The organism is Costertonia aggregata, from assembly GCF_013402795.1.
GTDB lineage: Bacteria > Bacteroidota > Bacteroidia > Flavobacteriales > Flavobacteriaceae > Costertonia > Costertonia aggregata.
Map to the genome: position 1 here is coordinate 3,101,853 of NZ_CP058595.1, position 24,888 is coordinate 3,126,740.

General features: G+C 39.1%; 24 protein-coding genes and 1 other RNA gene. 17 read left to right on the plus strand and 8 right to left on the minus strand.

Annotated features, from left to right (window positions below; translation table 11 throughout):
• Positions 1-73: 73 nt before the first annotated feature.
• From rpsA to HYG79_RS14295, 9 genes are all read left to right on the plus strand, one after another.
• Positions 74-1,900: a 30S ribosomal protein S1 gene (gene rpsA, locus HYG79_RS14255; RefSeq protein ID WP_179242740.1), complete on the plus strand. Its 1,827-nt coding sequence runs from the start codon at positions 74-76 to the stop codon at positions 1,898-1,900.
• 126 nt (positions 1,901-2,026) lie between these two features.
• The gene (gene pyrR, locus HYG79_RS14260; protein WP_179242741.1) at positions 2,027-2,566 is read left to right on the plus strand and encodes a bifunctional pyr operon transcriptional regulator/uracil phosphoribosyltransferase PyrR; all 540 of its coding nucleotides are present in this window, start codon (positions 2,027-2,029) and stop codon (positions 2,564-2,566) included.
• 6 nt (positions 2,567-2,572) lie between these two features.
• Positions 2,573-3,499 (plus strand): aspartate carbamoyltransferase catalytic subunit, encoded by a 927-nt coding sequence (locus tag HYG79_RS14265; protein WP_179242742.1) that lies wholly within the window; start codon positions 2,573-2,575, stop codon positions 3,497-3,499.
• Positions 3,500-3,506: 7 nt separating this feature from the next.
• The gene (locus HYG79_RS14270) at positions 3,507-3,839 is read left to right on the plus strand and encodes a ribonuclease Z (RefSeq protein ID WP_179242743.1); all 333 of its coding nucleotides are present in this window, start codon (positions 3,507-3,509) and stop codon (positions 3,837-3,839) included.
• A complete protein-coding gene (locus tag HYG79_RS14275; protein WP_179242744.1) occupies positions 3,836-4,741 on the plus strand; it encodes a ribonuclease Z in 906 nt (301 codons plus the stop codon). Before HYG79_RS14270 ends, HYG79_RS14275 begins: the two co-directional genes overlap by 4 nt.
• Before the next feature lie 118 nt (positions 4,742-4,859).
• Complete coding sequence (gene pdxH, locus HYG79_RS14280; protein ID WP_179243572.1) at positions 4,860-5,507, plus strand: pyridoxamine 5'-phosphate oxidase; 648 nt, start codon at positions 4,860-4,862, stop codon at positions 5,505-5,507.
• Between the two features lie 17 nt (positions 5,508-5,524).
• Positions 5,525-6,013 (plus strand): SixA phosphatase family protein, encoded by a 489-nt coding sequence (locus HYG79_RS14285; protein WP_179242745.1) that lies wholly within the window; start codon positions 5,525-5,527, stop codon positions 6,011-6,013.
• Positions 6,010-8,094 carry a polyphosphate kinase 1 gene (gene ppk1, locus HYG79_RS14290; RefSeq protein ID WP_179242746.1) on the plus strand — a complete coding sequence of 695 codons (2,085 nt, stop codon included), beginning with the start codon at positions 6,010-6,012 and terminating at the stop codon, positions 8,092-8,094. Before HYG79_RS14285 ends, ppk1 begins: the two co-directional genes overlap by 4 nt.
• Complete coding sequence (locus tag HYG79_RS14295; RefSeq protein WP_179242747.1) at positions 8,091-8,981, plus strand: Ppx/GppA phosphatase family protein; 891 nt, start codon at positions 8,091-8,093, stop codon at positions 8,979-8,981. Before ppk1 ends, HYG79_RS14295 begins: the two co-directional genes overlap by 4 nt.
• 47 nt (positions 8,982-9,028) lie before the next feature.
• Here the strand turns inward: HYG79_RS14295 and miaE are convergent, their stop codons facing one another.
• On the minus strand, positions 9,029-9,610 hold the full coding sequence (gene miaE, locus HYG79_RS14300; RefSeq protein ID WP_179242748.1) for a tRNA-(ms[2]io[6]A)-hydroxylase: 582 nt from the start codon (positions 9,608-9,610) through the stop codon (positions 9,029-9,031).
• Between the two features lies 1 nt (position 9,611).
• On the minus strand, positions 9,612-11,453 hold the full coding sequence (locus tag HYG79_RS14305) for a DNA polymerase III subunit gamma/tau (protein WP_179242749.1): 1,842 nt from the start codon (positions 11,451-11,453) through the stop codon (positions 9,612-9,614).
• Between the two features lie 110 nt (positions 11,454-11,563).
• Between HYG79_RS14305 and rnpB the strand changes: the two genes are divergently transcribed.
• Positions 11,564-11,876: RNase P RNA component class A (rnpB, locus tag HYG79_RS14310), an RNA gene on the plus strand.
• Between the two features lie 201 nt (positions 11,877-12,077).
• The gene (locus HYG79_RS14315; protein WP_179242750.1) at positions 12,078-13,592 is read left to right on the plus strand and encodes an NADP-dependent isocitrate dehydrogenase; all 1,515 of its coding nucleotides are present in this window, start codon (positions 12,078-12,080) and stop codon (positions 13,590-13,592) included.
• Positions 13,593-13,937: 345 nt separating this feature from the next.
• Here the strand turns inward: HYG79_RS14315 and HYG79_RS14320 are convergent, their stop codons facing one another.
• From HYG79_RS14320 to HYG79_RS14330, 3 genes are read right to left on the minus strand one after another with little or no spacing between them, the layout of a single operon-like run.
• Complete coding sequence (locus HYG79_RS14320) at positions 13,938-14,474, minus strand: RsmD family RNA methyltransferase (RefSeq protein WP_179242751.1); 537 nt, start codon at positions 14,472-14,474, stop codon at positions 13,938-13,940.
• Positions 14,474-15,307 carry a DUF3822 family protein gene (locus HYG79_RS14325; protein ID WP_179242752.1) on the minus strand — a complete coding sequence of 278 codons (834 nt, stop codon included), beginning with the start codon at positions 15,305-15,307 and terminating at the stop codon, positions 14,474-14,476. Before HYG79_RS14325 ends, HYG79_RS14320 begins: the two co-directional genes overlap by 1 nt.
• Entirely contained in the window at positions 15,285-15,935 is a 651-nt protein-coding gene (locus HYG79_RS14330) for a hypothetical protein (protein WP_179242753.1), read from the minus strand. Before HYG79_RS14330 ends, HYG79_RS14325 begins: the two co-directional genes overlap by 23 nt.
• 126 nt (positions 15,936-16,061) lie before the next feature.
• Here HYG79_RS14330 and HYG79_RS14335 point away from each other — a divergent pair, with 126 nt between their 5' ends.
• From HYG79_RS14335 to HYG79_RS14360, 6 genes are all read left to right on the plus strand, one after another.
• Entirely contained in the window at positions 16,062-17,501 is a 1,440-nt protein-coding gene (locus HYG79_RS14335; RefSeq protein ID WP_179242754.1) for an ATP-dependent DNA helicase, read from the plus strand.
• Between the two features lie 96 nt (positions 17,502-17,597).
• Complete coding sequence (locus tag HYG79_RS14340) at positions 17,598-18,167, plus strand: DUF4126 domain-containing protein (RefSeq protein WP_179242755.1); 570 nt, start codon at positions 17,598-17,600, stop codon at positions 18,165-18,167.
• Positions 18,168-18,302: 135 nt separating this feature from the next.
• Positions 18,303-19,016, plus strand: coding sequence for a 3-deoxy-manno-octulosonate cytidylyltransferase (kdsB, locus tag HYG79_RS14345; RefSeq protein WP_179243573.1), 714 nt, complete (start codon positions 18,303-18,305; stop codon positions 19,014-19,016).
• Positions 19,007-19,708, plus strand: coding sequence for an HAD family hydrolase (locus HYG79_RS14350; RefSeq protein WP_179242756.1), 702 nt, complete (start codon positions 19,007-19,009; stop codon positions 19,706-19,708). Before kdsB ends, HYG79_RS14350 begins: the two co-directional genes overlap by 10 nt.
• Before the next feature lie 5 nt (positions 19,709-19,713).
• Positions 19,714-20,838, plus strand: coding sequence for an iron-containing alcohol dehydrogenase family protein (locus tag HYG79_RS14355; RefSeq protein WP_228027879.1), 1,125 nt, complete (start codon positions 19,714-19,716; stop codon positions 20,836-20,838).
• Between the two features lie 80 nt (positions 20,839-20,918).
• Entirely contained in the window at positions 20,919-21,458 is a 540-nt protein-coding gene (locus tag HYG79_RS14360; protein WP_179242757.1) for a 1-acyl-sn-glycerol-3-phosphate acyltransferase, read from the plus strand.
• Here the strand turns inward: HYG79_RS14360 and HYG79_RS14365 are convergent.
• From HYG79_RS14365 to HYG79_RS14375, 3 genes are all read right to left on the minus strand, one after another.
• Positions 21,455-21,958, minus strand: a complete 504-nt coding sequence (locus tag HYG79_RS14365; protein ID WP_179242758.1) for a hypothetical protein — start codon at positions 21,956-21,958, stop codon at positions 21,455-21,457. The genes HYG79_RS14360 and HYG79_RS14365 overlap by 4 nt on opposite strands.
• 699 nt (positions 21,959-22,657) lie before the next feature.
• Positions 22,658-22,990, minus strand: a complete 333-nt coding sequence (locus tag HYG79_RS14370) for a hypothetical protein (protein ID WP_179242759.1) — start codon at positions 22,988-22,990, stop codon at positions 22,658-22,660.
• A gap of 704 nt (positions 22,991-23,694) precedes the next feature.
• Entirely contained in the window at positions 23,695-24,750 is a 1,056-nt protein-coding gene (locus HYG79_RS14375) for an AI-2E family transporter (RefSeq protein ID WP_179242760.1), read from the minus strand.
• Positions 24,751-24,888 lie beyond the last annotated feature (138 nt).

A 24,888-nucleotide genomic window follows, 5' to 3' on the forward strand; every position in this document is an offset into this window, starting at 1 on the left:
AAAAACAAAAACATGCTTCCATAGGTATTGTTGGCTCTTGTAACACTATGGAATACAAATTATTTATCAGCAAATGGCTGAAGAAAAAACAACGGCTGAAGTAGAAGAAACTACGCAAGCCACAGAAACTATAGTTGAGACTCCTAAACAAGACCCAAAAGAATTTTTGGAAAACTTCAATTGGGAAAAATACGAAGAAGGTATTGAGCGTGTAGACGATTCCAAATTGGAGGAGTTTGAAAAGTTGGTAGCCGAAAATTTCGTTGATACCGCCGATGAGGAAGTGGTGACCGGTACTGTCGTTCATATGACGGACAGAGAGGCTATCATTGACATCAATGCAAAATCAGAAGGTGTTATTTCCCTTAATGAATTTCGTTATAACCCCGATTTAAAGGTTGGCGATAAAGTTGAGGTTTTGATAGATATCCGTGAGGATAAAAGTGGTCAATTGGTACTGTCGCATAGAAAGGCAAGAACCATTATGGCCTGGGACAGGGTCAATGCCGCCCATGATAAAGAAGAAATCGTTACTGGTTTTGTAAAATGCAGAACCAAAGGTGGTATGATCGTAGATGTATTTGGTATTGAGGCTTTCTTGCCAGGTTCGCAAATAGACGTAAAACCAATTCGTGATTACGATCAGTACGTAAATAAAACAATGGAATTCAAGGTGGTCAAGATCAACCATGAGTTCAAAAACGTTGTTGTTTCCCATAAGGCACTTATCGAGGCCGATATCGAGGAGCAAAAGAAAGAAATCATTGGCCAGTTGGAAAAAGGTCAGGTTTTGGAAGGTGTGGTAAAAAACATTACATCTTACGGTGTCTTTATAGATTTGGGCGGTGTAGATGGTTTGGTACATATTACCGACCTTTCTTGGAGCCGTATCAATCACCCGAACGAGGTCGTGGAATTGGATCAGAAACTAAATGTGGTTATCCTTGATTTTGATGATAATAAATCGAGAATCCAGTTAGGTCTTAAGCAATTGGAGAAACATCCATGGGATGCTTTGAGCGATGAGCTCAAAATTGGTGACAAGGTAAAAGGTAAGGTAGTGGTTATTGCCGACTACGGTGCATTTATTGAAGTTGCCGAAGGTGTTGAAGGATTGATCCACGTTTCGGAAATGTCGTGGTCAACACATTTACGTTCCGCTCAGGATTTCGTAAAAGTTGGTGACGAATTAGAAGCCGTGATATTGACTTTAGATCGTGAAGACCGTAAAATGTCTCTCGGTATCAAGCAGTTGACGCCAGACCCATGGACGGATATCACCACTAAATACCCTGTAGGTTCCAGACATAAGGGCATTGTGAGAAACTTTACGAACTTTGGCGTTTTTGTAGAGTTGGAAGAAGGTATAGATGGTTTGATTTATATATCTGACTTATCATGGACCAAGAAAATAAAGCACCCATCCGAGTTTACCGCCGTTGGCGAAACTCTGGAGGTTGAAGTATTGGAACTTGATGTTGATGGCCGTAAGCTAAGTTTGGGCCATAAACAGACTACTGAGAATCCTTGGGATAAGTATGAAACCGAATTTGCGGAAGGTACCGTTCACAAAGCAGCGATTACCGATATCGTAGATAAAGGCGCTACGATTGATTTTAATGATGACATTACCGCTTTTGTACCACAACGCCATTTAGAAAAAGAAGATGGTAAAAAAATCGGTAAAGGTGAAGAAGCGGAATTCAAGATCATTGAGTTCAACAAAGAATTCAAAAGAGTTGTTGCCAGTCATACCGCAATCTTTAGGGAAGAAGAGCAACGCAATGTAAAAGCCGCTGCCAAAAGGCAAGCTGCCAGTGCTGAAGAAGCCAAGCCTACTTTAGGTGACGCTAACGAAGCACTACAAGCGTTGAAAGATAAAATGGAAGGGAAGAAATAAACTTTCCGTTTACATATTTTAAAGCCTCGATAGTGTTATCGGGGCTTTTTTTGTTGTGCCATTTTCATTTATTTATTGCATTTTTATGCCTATTTTTGTTTATTAAAGGCTTTGTACATCCAACCTATGAGTCAAAAAGTACTGCTATCCTCCAAAGAGATACACATCATACTTCACCGTTTGGCCTGTCAGCTTTTAGAAAATCATTTAGATTTCAAAGACACGGTTCTTATCGGCATTCAACCCAGGGGTATTTTTCTTGCTGAAAGATTGACCAAAATATTGAAAGAGGAATATGGTGTTAAAGAAATAAAGCTTGGTTTTTTGGATATCACTTTTTTTAGGGATGATTTTAGAAGAGGTGACAAGACTTTGGAAGCTACCAAAACACAGATCAATTTTTTGGTCGAGGACAAAAAGGTGGTCCTCATTGATGATGTACTCTACACCGGCAGAAGTATTAATGCTGCCCTAACGGCGATACAATCTTTTGGCAGACCATTGGAAGTAGAATTATTGACCCTTATTGATAGGAGATTCAGTAGGCACCTGCCCATACAGCCCAATTACAGGGGAAGACAGGTTGATGCCATAAATGACGAGAAAGTAAAGGTAATGTGGAAGGAGAATGATGGTAAGGACATTATATATCTGATCAATAAATAAATAAGAATGAGCGAACTGAGTGTAAAGCACTTACTGGGAATTAAGTATCTTAACGAAAAAGATATCCAACTCATTTTTGAAACTGCCGACCATTTTAAAGAAGTTATCAACCGTTCCATAAAAAAAGTACCCTCATTACGGGACATCACTATTGCCAACATCTTTTTTGAAAACAGTACTCGCACGAAATTGTCTTTTGAGTTGGCCGAAAAACGGTTGTCCGCAGATGTTATCAATTTTTCCGCATCGCAATCTTCTGTAAAAAAGGGCGAAACGTTGATCGATACCGTAAACAATATCCTTTCCATGAAGGTAGATATGGTCGTTATGCGTCACCCGAACCCAGGTGCTGGTATATTTCTTTCAAAGCATGTTAACGCTGCTATAGTGAATGCTGGGGACGGGGCTCACGAACATCCTACCCAAGCCTTGTTGGATTCCTACTCTATACGCGAAAAGTTAGGTAATGTAGCTGGTAAGAATGTAGTGATCGTTGGGGATATTTTGCATTCTAGGGTTGCACTTTCCAATATCTTCGCTCTAAAACTGCAAGGTGCGAACGTAAAGGTTTGTGGCCCAAAAACATTGCTTCCCAAGCATATTGAATCTTTGGGCGTTACAGTGGAGACCAATTTGCGAAAAGCTTTACATTGGTGTGATGTCGCCAATATGCTACGCATTCAGAACGAAAGGTTGGATATAAGTTATTTCCCAACAACGCGGGAGTATACGCAGCAATATGGGGTAAACAAGGCATTGTTGAACAGTCTTGACAAAGAAATTGTAATCATGCATCCTGGACCTATAAACAGGGGTGTAGAGATAACTACAGATGTGGCCGATTCCCATCAATCCATAATTTTGAATCAAGTGGAGAACGGGGTGGCCATTCGTATGGCCGTTATTTATTTATTGGCGTCCAAGATTAAATAAAACTGTTATGATTTTTGATAAAGAAGGTAATACCACCATAGTCTTTCAGGAAAAACCTGATATTGCAACTTTTTTGGACAATTTTAAAAATGGATATCCAAAAATCAAGTCAGATCACATTATCTTAAATCTTTTTTCTTTCAAAAAGCTAACGGCAAATGATATATTGGAGTTTTTGGATATATCGAACAGGCACCGTAGTTCGCTAAAATCCTTTGTTATAGTAACCGAAGTTTTGTCATATGATGACATTCCGGATGAAATATCGGTGGCGCCAAGCATACAGGAAGCCAAGGATATTATTGAGATGGAAGAAATAGAAAGGGAGCTAGACCTGTGAAATTACATATTCTTGGCTGCTATGCGGCCACACCACGTACCCTTACCAACCCAACTTCACAAGTTCTCGAGATTAAAAATCATATGTTTTTGATAGATTGTGGTGAAGGTACCCAAGTACAACTGCGCAAAAATAAGATTAAGTTTTCGCGTATCAATCACATATTTATCTCTCATTTGCATGGCGATCATTTTTTTGGTCTTCCGGGATTGATTTCTACATTTCGGTTATTGGGTAGGGAAAAAGAAATGCATGTGTATGGGCCAAAGGGAATAAAAGAAGCCATTACCTTGTTTTTGAAATTAGGGGATTCTTGGACCAATTACCCACTAATTTTTCATGAGCTGGTTTCCAAAGAACGGCAAATCGTCTTTGAAGACGATAAAGTAAGTGTTGAGACTATACCCTTGAATCACAGGGTGTATACAAACGGATTTTTGTTCAGGGAAAAACTTGGAGAAAGAAAATTGAACAGTAAAGCGGCCGCAGCATACAAAATAGATAAAGTGTTTTTTAAGAACATCAAAAAAGGTAATGATGTTATTTTGGATGATGGCTCTGTTATTTCAAATGACAAAATTACTTTTGACCCGGACAAACCCAAAAGTTATGCCTATTGTAGTGATACCGGTTTTGAGCCAGAAATTATTCCGCAGATAAAGAATGTAGATGTATTGTACCACGAGTCTACTTTCTTGGAGTCAGAAGCCAAATTGGCCCCTAAAACAAAACACGCGACAGCTAAAGAGGCCGCAACTATCGCAAAGAATGCAACTGTTGGTACTTTGATTTTAGGACACTACTCAACACGTTACAAATCAATAGGGCTTTTCAAAGCGGAAGCGCAAACTGTTTTCGAAAACGTAGAATTGGCAGATGATGGGAAAACGTTCGAGTTTTAGTTGATTAAAAAGGTCTTTGCCGAACAACTTAGATATGTGACCTATAAAATACCCTCCTTACTTCATATTCTCCTTTCTTTTCCTGAACTTTATAGTGGTATTTATTTGATGATATATGATGCAAAAAGACTTAGGGGGTTATAGAAAATCTTATGAAAAAAGTGCCTTGATGGAAGACTCCATATCGGATAATCCGATGGAGCTTTTTCAGAAATGGTTTCACGAAGTAGAAGCTTCCGATGGGGTAGACGAGCCCAATGCCATGACGATTAGTACTATTGGGTTGGATGGTTATCCCAAAAGCAGGGTAGTGCTTTTAAAAAAATATACCTATGAAGGCTTTATTTTTTATACCAATTACGAAAGTGAAAAGGGTAAGGCCATGGCGCAAAACCCCAATGTTTGTATCTCTTTTTTTTGGCCCAATTTGGAAAGACAGGTAATCATTAAGGGAGCGGCGGAAAAAATTTCTGAAAACCTATCGGACGGGTATTTTGAATCTAGGCCCGATGGTAGTAAACTCGGCGCAATAGTTTCGAAGCAAAGTACTGTAATACCCTCAAGAAATGTTTTGGAAGAGGATTTGGAGCGATTGGAAAAGGAATACAAAAACAAAGAAATAGAAAGACCCCATTTTTGGGGCGGGTACATAGTAAAGCCGGTATCGATTGAGTTTTGGCAAGGAAGGCCAAATCGGCTGCACGATAGGATACGATATACCTTGCAAAAAGATTTTAATTGGAAAATTGAGCGACTGGCTCCATAATCATAACGAATATTCAAATGAAAACATTGATACTCGTTCGCCACGGGAAGTCATCTTGGGAATATAACGTAGGGGACAAAGATCGGCCTTTGTTGGAAAGGGGTATTCGAGATGGGGATTTGGTCAGTTCCAAATTAAGAGAACAACATGTCAAAATCGATGCGGTATATTCAAGTCCAGCCAATCGTGCATTGCATACCTGTATGATTTTTTTGAGGAAACTCGATTATATGTTCAATCAATTCCAAATTACCAATGATTTGTATGATTTTTCGGGTGATGACGTATTTCGGTTTATAAAATCAATCGATAATACGTTGGATACTGTTATGATTTTTGGCCACAATCATGCTTTTACCCACATTGCCAATTCCTTGGGAAATACCTATATTGAAAACGTGCCCACGACAGGTTTGGTACAACTAACATTTGACGTGTTGGCATGGAGTTCTGTCGATAAGGGTATAACCAAACAAACGATATTTCCAAAACATCTGAAAGCATGATAAAAAATAAAAATCAATATATAAACAGGGAAATCAGTTGGCTTCGCTTTAACGAAAGGGTTCTACAGGAAAGTGCCGATAAAAATGTGCCATTGATTGAAAGGTTGCGGTTTGCAGGTATTTTTTCCAATAATTTAGATGAATTTTTCAAAGTGCGTTACGCTACGGTAAAACGTATCGCAGATGCAGGTAAAAAAGGTAAAAGTGTTTTGGGGGGCGAGGTTGCCAAGGACCTTCTGGAAGAGATTACCAAAATCGTAATTGATCAACAAGCGCAAAGTATAGATATTATCCTCGAAATAGAAAAAGAGCTGGAGGACCAAAATATATTTCTTATCCGTGAGGATGAACTTTCCCCGGACCAACAGAAATTTGTAAAGAGTTACTTCCTCAGAAAGGTGAGCCCGCAGCTCATGACCATTATTTTGAACGATTTGGCTGAATTCCCCATGTTGAAGGATACGGCTGCCTATTTGGCGATTAAAATGATTTTGAAGAGTGACGACCGCACCCGCCAAACATCCGATAAAAAGGAAAAACGTTATGCACTCATAGAGATACCCAAAGGTATCGACCGTTTCATCGTTCTGCCCAAAAAAGGTGAGAACGATTATGTTATCATGTTAGACGATGTTATCCGTTTTTGTATGGATAGTATTTTCCCCATGTTTGATTATAGCTCTATATCCGCACATATGATAAAGATTACCCGTGATGCAGAATTGGATATCGACAATGATTTGAGCAAGAGTTTTATTGAAAAAATTTATTCCAGTGTTGAGGGCCGTAAAATCAGTGATCCCGTTCGTTTTGTCTATGATAAAAAAATAGAGAAAGACACGTTGGATTTTCTAAAGGAAAAGATGGACATTGAGGATACCGACAGCGTAATCCCCGGGGGAAGATACCATAACAAAAGGGATTATATGAGTTTTCCCAGTTTGGGCAGACAGGATTTATTATACGATAAAATTACCCCTTTACCTGTCAAAGACTTGGGACTGGAAGGTAGTTTGTTGGAAAAAATAGCTGAAAAAGACTATTTGCAGTACACGCCATACCATACGTTCTCGTATGTTCTGAAATTCTTGAGGGAAGCTGCCTTGGATCCCAAGGTAAAAACGATAAAGATTACGGTATATCGTTTGGCCAATGACTCTCAAGTTGCAGCATGCTTGTCCAATGCGGTTAAAAACGGAAAACAAGTTACTTTGCAAATAGAGCTGCGTGCCCGCTTTGATGAGCATGCAAATATTAGATACGCCGAAGAATTACAGGCTGAAGGTGTAAAACTTATTTTTGGAGTGCCCGGCCTCAAGGTACACAGTAAAATTTGTTTGATCGAGCGTGAGGAAGAAGGGCAAATGAAGCGGTACGGTTTTATAAGTACAGGTAATTTTAATGAATCCACGGCAAAAATATATACAGATTATACGCTTTTTACAGCTCACGAAGCTATTTTGAAAGAACTGAACAAAGTGTTTGATTTTTTTGAGACAACCTATAAAATCAATAAGTACAAGCACTTGATCGTATCGCCCCATTACACGAAATCAGTTTTTAAAAACTTGATCGATAAAGAAATCGAAAATGCCAAAGCGGGCAAGGAAGCATATATAAAGATAAAAATGAACAGTTTTACCTCTTATAAAATGATCGATAAGCTTTACGAAGCCAGTAATGCGGGAGTAAAGATTCAATTGATCGTAAGAGGTATTTGTTGTTTGATTCCCGGAATAAAGGGAATGAGCGAAAACATCGAAGCCATTAGTGTAGTAGATAAGTTTTTGGAACACACGAGATTATTTATTTTCTGTAATGACGGCGATGCCAAAGTTTACATATCTTCGGCAGATTTCATGACACGTAATTTGGAAAATAGGGTAGAGGTAGGTTGTCCCATTTATGATGAAGGGATAAAACGGGAATTGATGGATACATACGAAATCTGTTGGAGTGATAACGTAAAAGCACGCCTGTTCAACGAGGCACAAGATAATGCCTATCGCAAAAACGATCAAGAAAAAGTGCGTTCGCAATTTGCCTTATATGATTACTATGTTGAAAAATTGAAAAATTGAGAGTAAGAAAGTTTGCGGCAATAGATATCGGATCAAATGCGGTAAGGCTGCTTACACATAATGTCATTGAGGAAAAAGGTAAAAAAACACAGTTTCGCAAAAGTGCATTGATACGGGTTCCTGTGAGATTGGGAGAGGATTCTTTTACCGTTGGCGAGATTTCCGAACGTAATATTGAGCGCATCATCAATACCATGAAGGCGTTCAAGCTTTTAATGGATGTTGCCGGGGTAGAAAAGTATAGGGCGTGTGCTACCTCTGCAATGCGGGAAGCCAATAATGGGAACGAAGTCATACAAAGAATAAAGGAAGAGGCGGGAATACAGATTGATTTGATTGACGGTAAGCAAGAAGCCGCGATTATAGCTTCTACCGATCTTAAAGAACTGATCAATGACCATCAATCTTATCTGTACATAGATGTTGGTGGGGGCAGCACAGAATTTACCTTGTTCACAGGAGGCAACATCAAAATTTCAAAATCGTTCAAGTTGGGAACGGTAAGATTATTGAAGGGTTTGGTCAAAGAAGAAACTTGGGAAAAGCTAGAGGATTGGATCAGACAGAACACCAAAGGCCTGCAAAAAATATCCATTATAGGTTCAGGCGGCAATATCAATAAGCTTCATAAAATGAGCGGGAGAAAAGAAGGAGAACCGTTATCCTATATTTGGTTGAATGCTCAATATAATTTTTTGACGAGTCTTAGTTATGAAGATAGAGTATCGGAGTTGGGATTGAATCCCGACCGGGCAGATGTAATCATACCGGCGGCCCAGATTTTTTTATCCTCTGCGAAATGGAGCGGCACCAAGAAAATATACGTGCCGAAAATCGGGCTTTCAGATGGTATCATAAAGACACTCTACTCTGATAATATGTCCTGATTTTTTAATGAATGTATTAGTAAAAGTTCTTGGGTCAAAGTCCAAGGCTATCCATGAATGGTTTCCTTTGTACCCAAATTCTTCATTATTTTAGCTTCATATTCCAACAAGGCCTGCCATTTTTTGTCCACTTCGCTGCGGTCGCCATATTTGCGGGCAAATTTTAAGAACATGGTGTAATGCCCCGCCTCACTGACCATCAATTTATGATAAAAATCGGCGAGTTCTTTGTCATCCAGTTCTTCGGACAATAATCTAAAACGTTCACAGCTCCTTGCCTCTATGAGTGCAGCATACAAAAGCCGATGTATCAGTTGGGCGGTGCGGCTCCCTCCTTTTGGGAAAAATTTAATGAGTTCAAGAACATATTCGTCCTTTCTGTCCCTTCCCAATGTTTTTCCTCGTGCTATTATCTTGTCATGAACCATTTTAAAATGCCCCATTTCTTCACGGGAGAGGGCAATCATTTCCTGTATCAATTCGGTGTATTCCGGGAAGCTAACAATTAGCGAAATAGCCGTGCTGGCGGCTTTTTGTTCGCAATAGGCATGGTCGGTAAGAATATCATCAATATTTTTTTCGACAATATTTACCCATCTGGGATCTGTTGGTAATTTAAGGCCTAACATACTATAAATCTAAATCAAATTCTTTGCGTAATACATCAATGGCGGGGTTTTTCTCCCGTAATTTTTCATATTTTTCTTCTGGAGTAAAGGCAAATTTCTTTGCTGTTTCTTCATTTACCGTAATGTGGAGCGATACAAAATGGTTGTTCAGTTTTTCCTTCAAATAGTTCATCAGGTCATACTGTTCCCGCTCAATTTCCTTTTTCATAGTACCGTTGGGCAATTCTATCCAAATGGTGGTTTCATTCTTTAGTTTAGGTACATCCGAATGTAGGTTAGAGGCTAGTATTTTTCGACCATTGTTGTCTAGTATTTCAACAAAATCTGCCCAGTGTTTTTGCATTTCAGCTTCTGAAAAAGGAGTTTTTGGTAATTGGCTTTCATCTACGAAATCCTCCTTTTTATTGAGCTCATGCGCTTTTTTTGCTCTTAGGCTTGAGATGGACAGTCCGGAAACCCGTTTCGCCGGACTTTTAATATCTATTTTTTTTACGGGTATTTTAATTTGGGTTTCGGTAGTTTCCGAAATATCGGTGTGGGTAGTTTCCGATACAATTTCATTTGTAGCTACTGACGATACTTCTTCTGTTTTTATATGAGGCTGGGTTTCAATAGTTATGTTTTCGGTTTTGTTCTCGCTACTGTTTGGTGTTGTATCGGAAGTATTTTTCAGAGTTGGCACTACGGGTTCGATAGTAGCCTTTCTATTCTTATAAAATGATGCCGGGGCGATAAAATCAACAGTAGTATTCTGTAATGCTACGGATTCAGGATTTTTTTTTTCTCCATCAAAATTGATGGATGCCAGTTTCATCACCGCTAATTCGACCAGCAGCCTTTGGTTTCTACTGGTCTTGTATTTTAAATCGGCCTCATTGGCAATATCCAAACCTTTTAACAAAAAGCTGTGCGACGTTTTCCGTGCTTGCTCTGCATAGCGTTTTTTGGCTTCTTGGCCTACCTCCAATAGGGGAATGGTTTCCTGGTGTTGGCACACCATCAAATCCCTAAAGTGCGAGGCCAATCCGGCAATAAAATGATGCCCGTCGAAACCCTTTGCCAAGGTCTTGTTGAACAAGATTAATAAAGATGGGATATCGTGTTGTAAAATTAAATCGGTCGCTTTAAAATACGTATCGTAATCCAATACGTTTAAATTTTCGGTCACCGCTTTTCTTGTAAGCTGTTTACCAGAAAAACTCACGACCCTATCAAAAATTGAAAGTGCATCACGCATGGCACCGTCCGCTTTTTGCGCAATAATATGCAGGGCATCATCATCGGCTTCAATACCTTGGTTTTCAGCGATATATTTTAAGTAGTTGGCAGCGTCTGTAACGGTTATACGCTTAAAATCGAATATTTGGCAGCGCGAGAGTATAGTGGGAATAATTTTATGTTTCTCGGTAGTGGCCAAAATAAAAATAGCGTGTTTGGGCGGTTCTTCCAAGGTCTTTAAAAAAGCATTGAAGGCAGATTGGGACAGCATGTGTACCTCGTCAATAATGTATACCTTGTATTTGCCTACCTGTGGTGGAATACGCACTTGATCTATCAAACTCCGAATATCGTCTACCGAGTTGTTGGAAGCAGCGTCCAATTCAAAAATATTAAAGGCAAAATCCTCATCTTGGTTTTCGGTTCCGTCAGAATTTATTTGTTTTGCCAGTATGCGTGCGCAACTGGTCTTACCCACACCACGGGGGCCACAAAACAATAAGGCTTGGGCCAAATGATTGTTCTCTATGGCATTTTCCAATGTATTGGTAATGGCAGACTGCCCTACAACATCTTTAAAGGTTTGGGGTCTGTACTTACGTGCCGATACTATAAAAGGTTCCAATATATTGTGTAAATCCTGATGTATTACAAATATAAAAATAGCCTTTAATTATTGGTTTTTTTTCGATAAGATAACATCTTTAGTTATCAACAATTACAGTACATTTGCCCATAGCAGGCCAACTTATCGCTGCCGTTTTGCGGGAGAGGAAAGTCCGGACACCATAGTGCAGTATAGCGGGTAACGCCCGTCCACCGAAAGGTGAGGACCAGTGCAACAGAAAGAATGTACAGTTAGGCTGTAGTGAAACCAGGTAAACTCTATACGGTGAAACGTCATGTAAATCAGTGTTTGAGGGCTGCACGCCCAAGCTGAAGGGTAGGCGGTTAGAGCCTTTGGGCAACCAAGGGCCTAGATAAATGATAAGCAACCTCGGACTTGGTTCGAGGTCAAACAGAATCCGGCTTATGGTCTGCTTGCACATACAAAAAGACCGGATAAATTCCGGTCTTTTTAACAAATTCAATCTTTTTTGTTAGGGTTCTAAATTAGTATGGCTACATCAAAATCTGCATGATCCACATTTATACATAAATTTTATTTATGTGTTATATCAAAAACATAAATAAAAATATATGGAATATTATATTGAGATTTGCATTCAAAATGTAAAACAACATATTCATGAAAGCAAACGTAATTCGTAAAAAGTCAACTAATGATGAAACCAATAAAGCTGTAAAGGTCGCTGTAGCCAAAGGGGATGGTATTGGCCCTGAGATTATGGATGCCACTTTGAGAATTCTAGAGGCGGCCGGAGCCAATATTGAACCTGAATACATAGAAGTTGGGGAGCAGGTATACCTTTCCGGTAATAGTGCCGGGATAACACAAGACACTTGGGAAATCATTAACCGTAATAAAATTATCTTGAAAGCGCCCATTACCACTCCGCAGGGCAAAGGCTACAAGAGTTTGAACGTAACCATGCGAAAATCATTGGGCCTTTTTGCCAACGTACGTCCGGTCAGTGCTTTGCACCCTTATGTTGAGACCAATTTCCCAAATATGGACGTTGTTGTCATACGTGAGAACGAGGAAGACCTATATGCTGGTATTGAGCATCAGCAAACACAAGATGTGGTGCAATGTCTTAAACTGATTACTAGACCGGGTTGCGAAAAAATCGTAAGATATGCTTTTGAATATGCCAAGGTATATGGTAGAAAAAAAGTGACCTGTATGGTAAAGGACAATATCATGAAACTTACCGATGGCCTTTTTCATCAAGTGTTCAAGGAAATAGCATTGGAGTATCCGGATATCCAAAACGAAACTCAAATAATTGATATAGGAGCGGCGCGACTGGCAGCAAACCCTCAAAATTATGATGTGGTGGTTACCTCAAACTTGTATGGTGATATAATTTCTGATATTGTGGCGGAAATCGCAGGTTCTGTGGGAATGGCCGGATCTGCCAATATTGGCACTAATGTGGCCATGTTTGAAGCCATACACGGTTCTGCTCCCGATATAGCGGGGGAAAATATGGCGAATCCATCTGGACTCATAAACGCAGCGGTTTCTATGTTGGCCCATGTAGGACAGTCGCTTACTGCCGATACCATTAAAAATGCTTGGTTGGCTACTATTGAAGAGGGTTACCACACAGCCGATATCTATAAAGAGGGTGTGAGCAAGAGAAAGGTGTCGACTTCTGAATTTGCCGAACAAGTAATCTCTAGGTTGGGCCGTACGCCAGAAATATTACCAACAAGTTATTTATCCAAAGGAACGGGTACGATAACCATTCCAAAATATTCAAGAAAAGTAGAGAAGAAAGAATTGGTAGGCGTAGATGTTTTCATTGATTGGAAAGGTTCTAACCCCCAAGAAATTGGACAGGCACTCAGTGCTATAGATTCTTTTAAGCTTAAGTTGAAAATGATTACGAACCGTGGGGTAAAGGTGTTTCCCAACGGTATGAAGGAAACCTACTGTACCGATCATTGGAGATGTAGGTTCGTAGCACAAAATGCCCAAATAAAAAGAGCGGAACCTGTGTACGAACAAGTAGAATTTGAACAAGTCGTAGCCTTACTGTCCAAGTTGCATAATGAGGATTTTGATATCATAAAGACCGAGAACTTATATGAATTTGATGGTAAAAGGGGCTTTTCACTTGGGCAAGGCGAATAAATTTAAATGAACAAAAATATATGTTTGGTTAATTTGAGTAAGTTAGTTTCGAGAAACCCACGCTTAAGCGTGGGTTTTTCATATATAAATATTTTGAAAAGTACTTATTACACACCCTAATGAAATTCTGTCAATTTTAATGAATTTTATGATTGAAATGAATAAAAATCCTTGCCAAGAAAATATTCTCAATACGATTTTTCGACCATCAAAATCACTCGAGCCAACATATTTGAACTATATTCCATTAAAATGCACGGTGGATTAAAAAGTATCTGTTTTTAAGGTGTTGCAGTAATGTAATTAATTGGTATTAGGGTTTTATCAAAAATATATTCACTAAAACTATATTGAGAAAAAACTAAACGCACTCCCACCATATTTACGCATGTCGGTAAAGTGTGGCAGTTGTGACAAGTCCATATGTTTGGAGTGTTCCAACACCAAAATACCGTCTTCCACCAGCAGTTCCCGTTTAAAGACCAGTTCCGGTATTTTGGCATAATCCTCCAGCGCCATATCATAGGGTGGGTCTGCAAAAACAATATCTGCTTTTATCTTCGCTTTTTCCAAATAGCTAAAGACGTCACTCTTAATAGCTTCAATCCCAAATGCTAACTTCTCCGAGGTTTCTTCAATAAAACGAACGCAACCTTGATGACCGTCAACAGCGATAATGCGTTCAGCACCACGAGAGGCAAACTCATAACTAATGTTACCTGTACCTGTAAAAAGATCCAGCACTATGCAATCACCAAAATAGTATGTGTTGTTCAGGATATTGAAAAGGGCCTCTTTGGCCATATCGGTCGTAGGGCGTACCGGTAATTTACCGGGTGCGATGATTCGCCTACCTTTATGTGTTCCAGAGACTATACGCATTATAGGGCATTTAAAACGGTAAAGTCAATAGTTTCGGTTTCTAAATCGCCCAAATGATAGCTTGTGAACGAGGGTATAAAAATAGTGATATGTTTTACGTAGGTATAGCAAATGTTGTAAATGGAATCGCCTTCCTCTACGGCCCCGAACAATTTTAGGGGAACGGTTTCCGTATCTAGATTCAATTGTTCCAAGGTAAAAAGCAAGTAGTAGATAAAATCTTCCCTCGTAGTGTATTCAAAAGTGTTGTGGAACACAAGTTTTTTTTGGGAGATTACCGTAACGTCAAACTGCCGTTTGGATACGTGTACATAACAAACGGGTTCATTACCATTGCTATGGTTGTTCAATAGTGTTTCTATCAAAACGGTACTATGATGCTTGAACTCAAACTCACCAAAAAGTTCATAGATATAGTTGTTGATATTTACAAATGGCACGTAAACGTTTACCACATCGTAATTCTCTATTTCGTCATAATCCAGATGATCGTTCGCCAATAGCTTGGTATTGAACTTTAAGTAGTTGGCCAATTCATTTTCATCAAAAAGTGATTTGGGCACCAGGCTAAAAAGGGTATTCTTGTGAATGACCACGATTTCCGATAGCGGAGTATTTTTTAAATCGTGCTGATTAAAAAGGCCTTTTAATTCCTTCTGTATACCGTAAGGGTTGAGTTCGTTGTCAAAAATAATACGTTCAGAGGCTAAAATAGTATTGCCTATGGTGTCTAAAACACAAAAAGAAAGTCCATCCAAGCTGACTTGGATGGACAGTTTTTGATAGTCCGAAATGGTTTCGTCCTTTATATTATTGGTCTCCTTTTTTGTCATAAATAGGGGGCCAGTTACCATTGGTACTTACATCGGTCAAGGAACCTACTGTTATTTCGCTTCCATTTACCTCTTCGACACTTACCTGAGAGTTCTCCCGTGCCATAAGGTCTTCGGGCTGGTCATATAGAATGATATCTTTTTTTACTTTAGCCTCAAAAACAGGGGCCCTGTAGCCACTCTTGTCGATAACATCCGCTTTCATTTCAAATTTTTCCCCATTTTGTGCAAAGGGAACGTTCATCATGGTTTTGTAGCGGTCATCATTTTTAAACAAAGAATCCTTTACGGAAACAAATCCCAAAGTATCTATTATTTTTACTTCTTTCAATAAATCTATTTGATAGGTTTCATCAAACTCCATATATGAAGAATCCCTTTGTTGTGTAATAGTATATCTCCCGGTGTCGACAAATGCTACCAAGCTTTTAAAATCCTTGGCAAATCTGCCATTTACGGTTCTATACGCTTCTTGTGAATTTCTGATATCCTTTAGGTTAGATACTACTTGGGCGAAACGTTTTTGTTTTACTTCCTTGAATTTGATAGGTGCGTTAACGGATTGAAAGATTAGATATCCCAACCCAATGCATACAATCCAAAGTACAATTTGAATAACGGTCTTCATTTTAATAGTGTTATTTTAAATTTAGTGGTTAAGACAAATCTACAATTTTTTTGGAAACTGCCTAATTTTTGCACACTGAATTTAAACGGATTTCTACCCTTAAAAATAACGGTTATCTTTGATTTTATGAATACCCTCACAGCATCCGCATTTTATAAAATACTTCGAGAGAAATTTCCCCATGAGCCTACTTCCAAACAAGAGGTGGTACTTCAAAAGTTATCGGACTTTGTGCTCACCAAAGCTGATGATACTATTTTTTTGTTAAAAGGATTTGCAGGTACGGGTAAAACCACCATAGTGGGGACTCTGGTCGGCAACCTTTGGAAAACAACCTCAAAGGCTATTTTAATGGCACCAACAGGCAGGGCGGCCAAGGTAATGAGCAACTATTCCAAAACGCAGGCGTTTACCATTCACCGAAAGATTTATTTTCCAAAAAAACAGAGTGGGGGCGGGGTGCAATTTGTTTTGGCACCCAATAAACATAAAAATACGGTTTTCATTGTTGATGAGGCCTCTATGATTCCGGACACACCTGCGGACTCAAAATTATTTGAAAATGGTTCCTTGTTGGATGATTTGCTGATGTTCGTATACTCGGGGCATAACTGTAAACTCATATTGATAGGTGATACGGCACAATTGCCCCCTGTACATTTGACATTGAGTCCGGCATTGGACGAAAATAAACTGAGCCTTAACTATAATAAGGAAGTCACGACTTTAGAGATGGATGAAGTGGTACGCCAAGCAGAGGATTCGGGTATTTTGGTCAACGCTACCAATTTAAGGGAGCAACTGCAGAGTGAATTTTTTGATGCGTTCCAGTTTGATGTAAACTCGTTCAGGGATATCGTTAGGCTCATAGACGGCCACGAAATACAAGAAGCTATAGATTCGTCATATTCCAAAAACGGAAAAGAGGAAACCGCGATCATTGTCAGGTCCAATAAAAGGGCAAACCTTTACAATGAGAACATTCGAAACCGGATTTTATATCTGGAAAACGAATTGGCCGTGGGCGATTTCATGATGGTGGTCAAGAATAATTATTTTTGGCTCAAACCCAGTTCCGAAGCCGGATTCATTGCCAACGGCGATATTATTGAAGTTTTGGAAATATTCGCCATAAAAGAACTCTACAGCTTTAAATTTGCCGAGGTAAAAGTAAAGATGGTAGACTATCCCGACCAAAAACCATTTGAAACGGTGTTGCTTTTAGATACCATTAAGGCCGAATCGCCTTCCTTGCCGTATGAGGATGGGAACAGGCTTTATCAAGAAGTCATGAAGGATTATGCTCACGAAAAATCCAAGTATAAAAAATTCTTGGGCGTAAAAAACAATAAGTATTTTAATGCTTTGCAGGTAAAGTTTTCATATGCCATAACATGTCATAAGTCCCAAGGTGGGCAGTGGAACACGGTTTTTGTAGAACAACCATATCTCCCGAACGGGCCTGATAAAGAATATTTGCGCTGGTTGTACACCGCCGTGACCCGAGCAAAAAACCAATTGTACTTAATTGGCTTCAAGAACGATTTTTTTGTTGATTCGGAATAAGCTAAATTCGTTATGCTTTAAAAACCTTAACATGACTTGTCGTATCAGTATATGTTTTTACATAGGCCCTGATGCTTGAATTTGAATATTTATACGATGACTTCCGAAACAATAATCAGTATTTTTTTAGGTGTAGGGTTGGCGGCCTCGGTAGGTTTCCGAATATTTTTGCCCTTGTTCGCCTTGAGTTTGGCAAGTTACTTTAATGTTTGGGAACTTAACCATAGTTGGGAATGGATAGGTAGTTTCGCTGCGGTGATCGTACTCGGAGTGGCTACGATAGTAGAGATATTCGCCTACTTTATTCCTTGGGTAGATAATCTGTTGGACAGTATCGCCATACCTTTGGCTGGTATTGCGGGAACCGCTGTAATGGTCTCGACCGTAGCCGATTTAGACCCGGTAGTGACCTGGTCTTTGGCCATCATCGCGGGAGGTGGTACGGCAACGGCCATAAGGGGTGCAGGTGCCACAAGTAGGCTTACCTCTACGGCGACCACCGGTGGCCTGGGAAATCCGGTAATTTCAACCGTTGAGACGGGGACGGCCATGGTGGTTACAACGGCATCTATTTTTGCCCCCATACTGGCGGCAGTGTTTGTTATTGTTATATTGATTATCATTTTCAGGATATATAGAAAATTAAGACCAAGAAATACGCGGTAAGCTCAGGGAAATAAAAAAGGTGTTTTTGGTTTTGGTAAACCATTATCAAATTACGCTTTAAACAACAATGAAATACTATTTATGAGCGAAAATATTTTAAAATCAAATAAACCATAGAAAGTGAAAATAATCGCTATGATACCGGCTCGTTATGCAGCTTCCAGATTTCCTGCAAAATTAATGCAGGACCTATCCGGGAAACCTGTAATTCTCAGGACCTATGAAGCTACAGTCGGTACTAAGCTTTTTGATGAGGTATACGTAGTGACCGACAGTGAAATTATCTGTGACGTGATACGTAATGCCGGTGGAAAAGCCATAATGAGCCTAAAAGAGCATGACTGTGGCAGTGATAGGATTGCAGAGGCCGTTTCAACTATGAACGTTGATATCATCGTTAATGTTCAGGGCGATGAACCTTTTACGGATCAAGAAAGTTTGGCAAGTGTATTGGAAGTTTTTAAAGAAGATATTAATAGGGAAATCGATTTGGCTTCACTCATGACCAAAATAACTGATATCGAAGAAATCAATAATCCAAATACGGTCAAGGTCATTGTAGATAATCGTGATTTTGCACTCTATTTTTCACGTTCGCCCATACCGTACCCAAGAGCAAAAACCCATACTACAACGTATTACAAGCACAAGGGTATCTATGCTTTTCGAAAAAGGGCCCTGATGGATTTTCAAAGATTGCCTATGCTGTCCCTGGAAGCAACCGAAAAGATAGAAGCCATCCGTTATTTGGAATACGGTAAAAAAATCAAAATGGTTGAAACCTCGGTAAGTGGTATAGAAATAGACACTCCGGAAGATTTGGAAAGGGCAAAAGCAGCATGGAAGTAGATTATGGTAACATAAAAGTAATCGGTTTTGATGCCGATGATACCCTTTGGGTAAACGAGACCTATTTTAGGGAGGCCGAAGAACATTTTGCCCAATTGTTGGAAAATTACGAGACAAAAAACAAAATAGACCAAGAGTTGTTCAAGATGGAGATGCAGAACTTGGAAATTTATGGCTATGGTATTAAGGGTTTTTTGCTATCCATGATCGAATCTGCATTGGATTTGTCAAATAATACTGTTTCCCAAGCAACGTTGGCCCAAATATTGAATCTAGGTAAAGAGATGATTTCACGTCCAGTAGAATTACTGGAAGGCGTGACCCATGTTTTGGAACAATTGCAGGACAAGTACCGATTGATCGTACTCACAAAAGGAGACTTACTGGATCAAGAAAGAAAGCTGGAAAAATCAGGTCTTTCCCAATATTTTCATCACGTTGAGGTACTGAGCGATAAAAAAGAGGAGAATTATAAAAATCTCTTGGACCATTTGGAAATCAACGTGAAAGAGTTTTTGATGATAGGCAACTCCCTAAAATCGGACGTATTGCCCATAATTGGTCTCGGGGCAAATGCGGTTCATGTACCTTTTCATACCACATGGGCCCATGAAAAAGTGCCTGTTGAAGAGCAGACGGGCAACTACTTGACCTTAAATAGTATTACAGAGATAATGAAGTATTTGAATTAATGTAGATGGAAATTGATAAAAAGATTAAGACCGTACATATGCCCCAAGCAATGAAGAAGTACAGGAACTTTCCTATGGTACCCAAAGTAGTTTTTGGTCAAGGCAGTTTTGACCAGTTGGGAGAAATTCTTTTGACAAAACGCAAGCATTCCGATGCACCGATGATTTTTTTGGTAGACGATGTTTTTGAAGGAACCCCCCTGATAGATAGGATACCTTTGATTTTTAACGATCATGTAATTTTTATTTCTGCCGAGGAAGAGCCCAAAACCGTACAGGTTGACGCTTTGGTACATAAAATCAAAAATGATTTTAACGACCTACCTTCGGGAATCATTGGTATTGGTGGTGGCACTGTGTTGGATTTGGCCAAAGCCATATCGATTATGTTGACCAGCAAGGGCCATGCATCTGACTATCAAGGATGGGATTTGGTTCAAACCCCATCTCTTTACCATGTGGGCATACCCACGATAAGTGGTACTGGTGCAGAAGTGTCACGAACTACCGTTTTGTTGGGTCCGGATAAAAAACTGGGCATCAACTCAGACTATACCACTTTTGACCAAGTGCTTTTGGACCCTGACTTGACACGAGGTGTTCCAAAGAACCAATGGTTTTACACGGGAATGGATTGTTTTATCCACTGTGTGGAATCGCTCACAGGTACATACCTCAATGCTTTTAGCCAAAGTTATGGTGAAAAGGCAATGGAACTTTGTAAAGAAGTGTATTTGGGAGATTTAATGCCTTGCGAAGCTAGGGATAAATTAATGATGGCTTCATGGCACGGCGGTATGAGTATTGCCTATTCGCAAGTAGGCGTTGCGCATGCCATGAGTTATGGCCTTTCATACGTATTGGGTGTTAAGCACGGTATCGGCAATTGTTTGGTATTTCAACATTTAGAAGAGTTTTATCCAAAAGGTGTTGAGACTTTTAAACAAATGATGCACAAGCACGATATTAAATTGCCCATGGGTATCTGCACGGAACTTTCCGAGACCGATTTGGATACAATGATCAATGTATCTTTGGGCATGAAACCGCTTTGGGAAAACGCATTGGGTAAAGAATGGCGCAATGTAGCTACACCAGAGAAATTAAAGTCCATATACAGTAAGATATAATCCTATCTTTTCCCACGCTCTTATATCCTGTTTTTACACGATGGAGACTTGAAAATTCTAGCAAGCTGAATACATAATTAATGCAAAAAATAGCGAAGTTCATTTATTTTAAGATTTTAGGCTGGAAGTTGATAGGCGATTTTCCCAAGGTCAACAAGGCCGTTCTGATTGTGGTACCACATACAAGCTGGGTAGATTTCTTTTTGGGGCTTTTGGTTCGTAGGGTGTGGAAGGAAGAAATCAATTTTATAGCAAAGAAGAGTTTGTTCAATTTTCCGTTTGGATGGTATTTTAGATGGATGGGCGGTGCCCCTATCGACCGTAGTAAAAACAATGATACCGTAGCAGCCATAGCCAGTATTTTTAATGAAAAGGAAAGGTTTAGATTGGCATTGTCCCCAGAAGGTACGCGTAAAAAAGTAAAGGAATGGAAAACAGGATTTTATTATATTGCCAAAGCGGCTAAAGTTCCTGTGGTAATGGTTGCTTTTGACTACGGGCACAGACAAATAAAAATATCAGCTCCCCATTTCCCTACCGATGATAAAAAAGCTGATTTTAAAATTTACATCCAATTTTTTAAAGGTACTGTCGGTAAAATTCCCGAATATAGTTTTTAGCTCCTTTCTATCAATTTTTTCGCTTTAGGCTCTTCTTTCTTTTTAGTATTGCCCGGAAAAACCAGTGTTGTGCTTGAATAGGTTGAGCCGAACGTTACGCTTGCCGCATGTACTTGCTCTATCGCATCCAAGATTTGGTGGTCGGACAGTTCTTTTAAGGGATGAATAAAAACAGACCAAATAATTTCATCGCTTAGGGCGTATTTTACATCCAAAGCTAAATGAAAATTGGCGACCAAGGCATTTAAAATTTCTTCCTCTCCTATTTCCTCTCGTTTTATAATCGGGGATACTATTCGCATGCGATTGGCTTTTTCGTCATACACACATATAAGAGGTCGTGCTTTGTAAATAAATTGATGGGAATTCCCATTGGACACCAATGTATCTGAGGCTTTTATGATCAAATCCTTTAGCCTATCAGGATTCATGTCCTGTGCGTGTAGTTGAAATATACCTATACCAAAAAAGAATACAATAGATAAAAGAAGACGGCACATAGGTTTTGTATTTTAAAATAAGTCGTTGATAATTCAACTTATTTACAAAATGTGCCGCATACCATTATTAACGGTAATTATTCTTGCATGGTGTGATATACGTTCTGTACGTCATCATAATTCAGATAATCATAATATTTTCAAACACTTATGTTATTTTAAATTTTGATTAGTTCGTTATTTGTTCGATTTTGGACGATAAATCCTAAATGATGAACTTGATTTATTAGAAGAAAGATTTAAAAAGGATTTTACAGATTACGAGGGTGACTACCAAGCTACAACTCTATCCCACGATTTTTTGAACTATTTCATTTCTAGTAAGTAATTAAGTGTGTAATTTATTATAGTGCATGTGTCGTATGTGCTTTAAAATAGGGTTAATGTATCTTAAAAAAGATTTGTTTTAAAGAAATCATGTAGATTTTTCCGACGAAAGCATTAGCAACCTCCCTTGAGAGAAATCGTATGTATAAGTTGATATACCTGCACACAATCATAGCAATATAAGGTATATCAAGATTTCTTATTCAAGAAGCAAGGAATAAAGCTAATAGAGCTGTGGCACTTTCCACCATATAATTTGTAGTAAGCGATATCGAAAATGGTTTCCTTGATTAAGTTGAACTCCAAAATAGAGACCAATGCGAAGCACTTTGTTTAAGCTAATTTATCTATGTAAATAGGCAATCCGTAATCTTAATTATTATTACCCTCCAACAATGCATTTTCTTTCTCATCCAATATTTGAATTCGTAAAGATAACTCCTCAATTTCTTTTGCATCATTAGTTGGAAGCTCAGAGACGGTAGATTCCAAAGAGGCAAAACTAGAACCCACTCGCATTAGTTGAATATCCAAAGACCTTTTTTCATTGAATTTTTGGCAAGGGTAAATTGGATAATTCTCACGAAATCGCCTGCGAATGCCTTTTAAGCGTTTCTTCAATCTTTTTATTTTTTTGCGTACCGAGCCTTCCTGAAGTTTAATGTTGATCTTTTGTCCCGATTCTAAATTTTGATAAGTAGCCATATACTGTCTTTTCTGCCAATTTATGATTGAATTGATTGGAAGGATTGTTCTATGAAGCGAAATTTTGTCGTTAAAAATTTGGTTGCGGTAATTATATGGTACTCAAGGATTTATTGGCACCGCCAAAGGGTATAATACCCCGAGGCTTGCCTCGAAATTAAAAGTTCGTTTCCTTCGAATGCCTCCCGGGCTTGCCCCAAGGTAGTCTACTTTTAAGAAACGCTTATAGTTCCGCTAACGGTAATTAAGCGATTATTTACCAATAGTTCCCAATTGTGTTGATTTTGTACTTGGATTTATTAAAGTAAGTAAGCAGGCCTTTTTAAATTTGCATCGGATTGGGTTCTCTGTTCAATCCAGACTAATTGTGAATTTTATTGTGCTAGAAATCGGCGAAGACTCTGTTGAGGCTTTCTATAGGCAAAAATGAGTGTTTATAAAACAGATTACTCCAAGTTTGGCAGGTCATTTTAGTGTTTAATGGTTAGTGTATTGATTTACCAAACTGGAGTTTTTCGGGGTTTAAATTGCGTTGGAAAGGAAACGGTCGAAGTGTAATCACAACAATGAAAGCTGGCATTCCCCCGGTCAGTTCGTTGCTGACAGCACTCGACCTCTTTTTTCCTTCGTTCATTTTTTTGAATACATTTTTATTCTCATAAATAATCGGAACGGATCCTAGACCGCTATTCCATGGTAGCATGCTAGTTTTCTTTAACAGAAACGGAATCATCTCCCAAAACATCTTCGATATAGGCCATCTTGACCAAAACCATGATAACCGCTACCAATGGAACGGCCAAAATTACTCCAAGAATCCCCGTAAATAATCCAAGTACCACTTGCGCAATTAATACCATTGCCATTGGAAAAGATATCATCTTCCTTTGAATCATCGGAGTAAAGACGTTACTTTCTATTGCCTGAATACCAAAATATAGAATTACAACGTATAAGGCTGTCATCGAATCGACCGTGAACGCCAGCAGAAAGGCAGGTATCAATGCCAACAGAGGACCGAAATTCGGTATAAAACTAATTAATGCCGCAAATAATGCTAAGGTCAGTGCCAAAGGCACCCCCAAAATACTTAAGCCGATGCCTGTCAGAACTCCAACGATTAGCATAGACAACAATTTTCCTAGCAGCCAACTTTTCAATGTAGTACCCATAGTGATTAATATTTCCTTTGTCCGCGCCCTTTTTCTTTTTGGAAATAAACTTACAATGCCTTTCAAGTATTTTTCGGGGGCGACCATAAAGAATATTCCTAAAAATAAAATGATGTAGATGGTACTCAGCACTTCGAAGAGGGAGCCAAAAAAATTCGTGATTTCGCTTTTTTTTGGATTCATATCAAGGCTTTCGAACTGGCTAATCAGCATGCTTCCGACCTCCGTACTTTCCAGTTTGTTCAGTGTTTCGTCTGCAGCTTGCGGCAACTGTTCACGTAACGAAGAGGTTTGTTCGCTTATTCTTGGAGCCAAAGCAAAAGAGATGCCAGAAGTAAGGCCGACTATTAATAGTACCGATATTAATAATGATAAATTTCTACTGAGAGGTGTTTTGGAACGAATAAAGTCGGCAATACCCAAGAAAAAAGCGGCGACTAGAATCCCCCCTAAAATGAGTAGTATGACCCTGAACCCTTTAAGAAAAAGTAAGGTCAATAAAATCGTTACAATTGCGATACCAATAGACTGAACTATTTTTTTAGTGAAAGGATCAGTAAAGGGCTTATTCGGTATCTTATCGGGCATGGCGGTTTTCGTTTTGAAGAAATTTGGATTTTTGAAAATGCCGATTGAGAACCAGATTTGTTGACCTAATCCATAATAATATTAGTCCATTACTTGTTGGCCGTAAGGAAAAATCCTTTGGCCGGCTCTTAAACATGG

What these genes read in the sequence shown, in the direction of transcription:
- HYG79_RS14265 (WP_179242742.1), top strand. Translation starts at nt 2,573, where the DNA reads ATGAGCGAACTGAGTGTAAAGCACTTACTGGGAATTAAGTATCTTAAC.
- HYG79_RS14360 (WP_179242757.1), top strand. Translation starts at nt 20,919, where the DNA reads ATGCAAAAAATAGCGAAGTTCATTTATTTTAAGATTTTAGGCTGGAAG.
- HYG79_RS14315 (WP_179242750.1), top strand. Translation starts at nt 12,078, where the DNA reads ATGAAAGCAAACGTAATTCGTAAAAAGTCAACTAATGATGAAACCAAT.
- pdxH (WP_179243572.1), top strand. Translation starts at nt 4,860, where the DNA reads ATGCAAAAAGACTTAGGGGGTTATAGAAAATCTTATGAAAAAAGTGCC.
- HYG79_RS14285 (WP_179242745.1), top strand. Translation starts at nt 5,525, where the DNA reads ATGAAAACATTGATACTCGTTCGCCACGGGAAGTCATCTTGGGAATAT.
- HYG79_RS14375 (WP_179242760.1), bottom strand. Translation starts at nt 24,750, where the DNA reads ATGCCCGATAAGATACCGAATAAGCCCTTTACTGATCCTTTCACTAAA.
- rpsA (WP_179242740.1), top strand. Translation starts at nt 74, where the DNA reads ATGGCTGAAGAAAAAACAACGGCTGAAGTAGAAGAAACTACGCAAGCC.
- HYG79_RS14330 (WP_179242753.1), bottom strand. Translation starts at nt 15,935, where the DNA reads ATGAAGACCGTTATTCAAATTGTACTTTGGATTGTATGCATTGGGTTG.
- HYG79_RS14350 (WP_179242756.1), top strand. Translation starts at nt 19,007, where the DNA reads ATGGAAGTAGATTATGGTAACATAAAAGTAATCGGTTTTGATGCCGAT.
- HYG79_RS14355 (WP_228027879.1), top strand. Translation starts at nt 19,714, where the DNA reads ATGGAAATTGATAAAAAGATTAAGACCGTACATATGCCCCAAGCAATG.
- ppk1 (WP_179242746.1), top strand. Translation starts at nt 6,010, where the DNA reads ATGATAAAAAATAAAAATCAATATATAAACAGGGAAATCAGTTGGCTT.
- HYG79_RS14320 (WP_179242751.1), bottom strand. Translation starts at nt 14,474, where the DNA reads ATGCGTATAGTCTCTGGAACACATAAAGGTAGGCGAATCATCGCACCC.
- HYG79_RS14340 (WP_179242755.1), top strand. Translation starts at nt 17,598, where the DNA reads ATGACTTCCGAAACAATAATCAGTATTTTTTTAGGTGTAGGGTTGGCG.
- HYG79_RS14365 (WP_179242758.1), bottom strand. Translation starts at nt 21,958, where the DNA reads ATGTGCCGTCTTCTTTTATCTATTGTATTCTTTTTTGGTATAGGTATA.
- HYG79_RS14325 (WP_179242752.1), bottom strand. Translation starts at nt 15,307, where the DNA reads ATGACAAAAAAGGAGACCAATAATATAAAGGACGAAACCATTTCGGAC.
- HYG79_RS14270 (WP_179242743.1), top strand. Translation starts at nt 3,507, where the DNA reads ATGATTTTTGATAAAGAAGGTAATACCACCATAGTCTTTCAGGAAAAA.
- pyrR (WP_179242741.1), top strand. Translation starts at nt 2,027, where the DNA reads ATGAGTCAAAAAGTACTGCTATCCTCCAAAGAGATACACATCATACTT.
- HYG79_RS14370 (WP_179242759.1), bottom strand. Translation starts at nt 22,990, where the DNA reads ATGGCTACTTATCAAAATTTAGAATCGGGACAAAAGATCAACATTAAA.
- kdsB (WP_179243573.1), top strand. Translation starts at nt 18,303, where the DNA reads ATGATACCGGCTCGTTATGCAGCTTCCAGATTTCCTGCAAAATTAATG.
- miaE (WP_179242748.1), bottom strand. Translation starts at nt 9,610, where the DNA reads ATGTTAGGCCTTAAATTACCAACAGATCCCAGATGGGTAAATATTGTC.
- HYG79_RS14335 (WP_179242754.1), top strand. Translation starts at nt 16,062, where the DNA reads ATGAATACCCTCACAGCATCCGCATTTTATAAAATACTTCGAGAGAAA.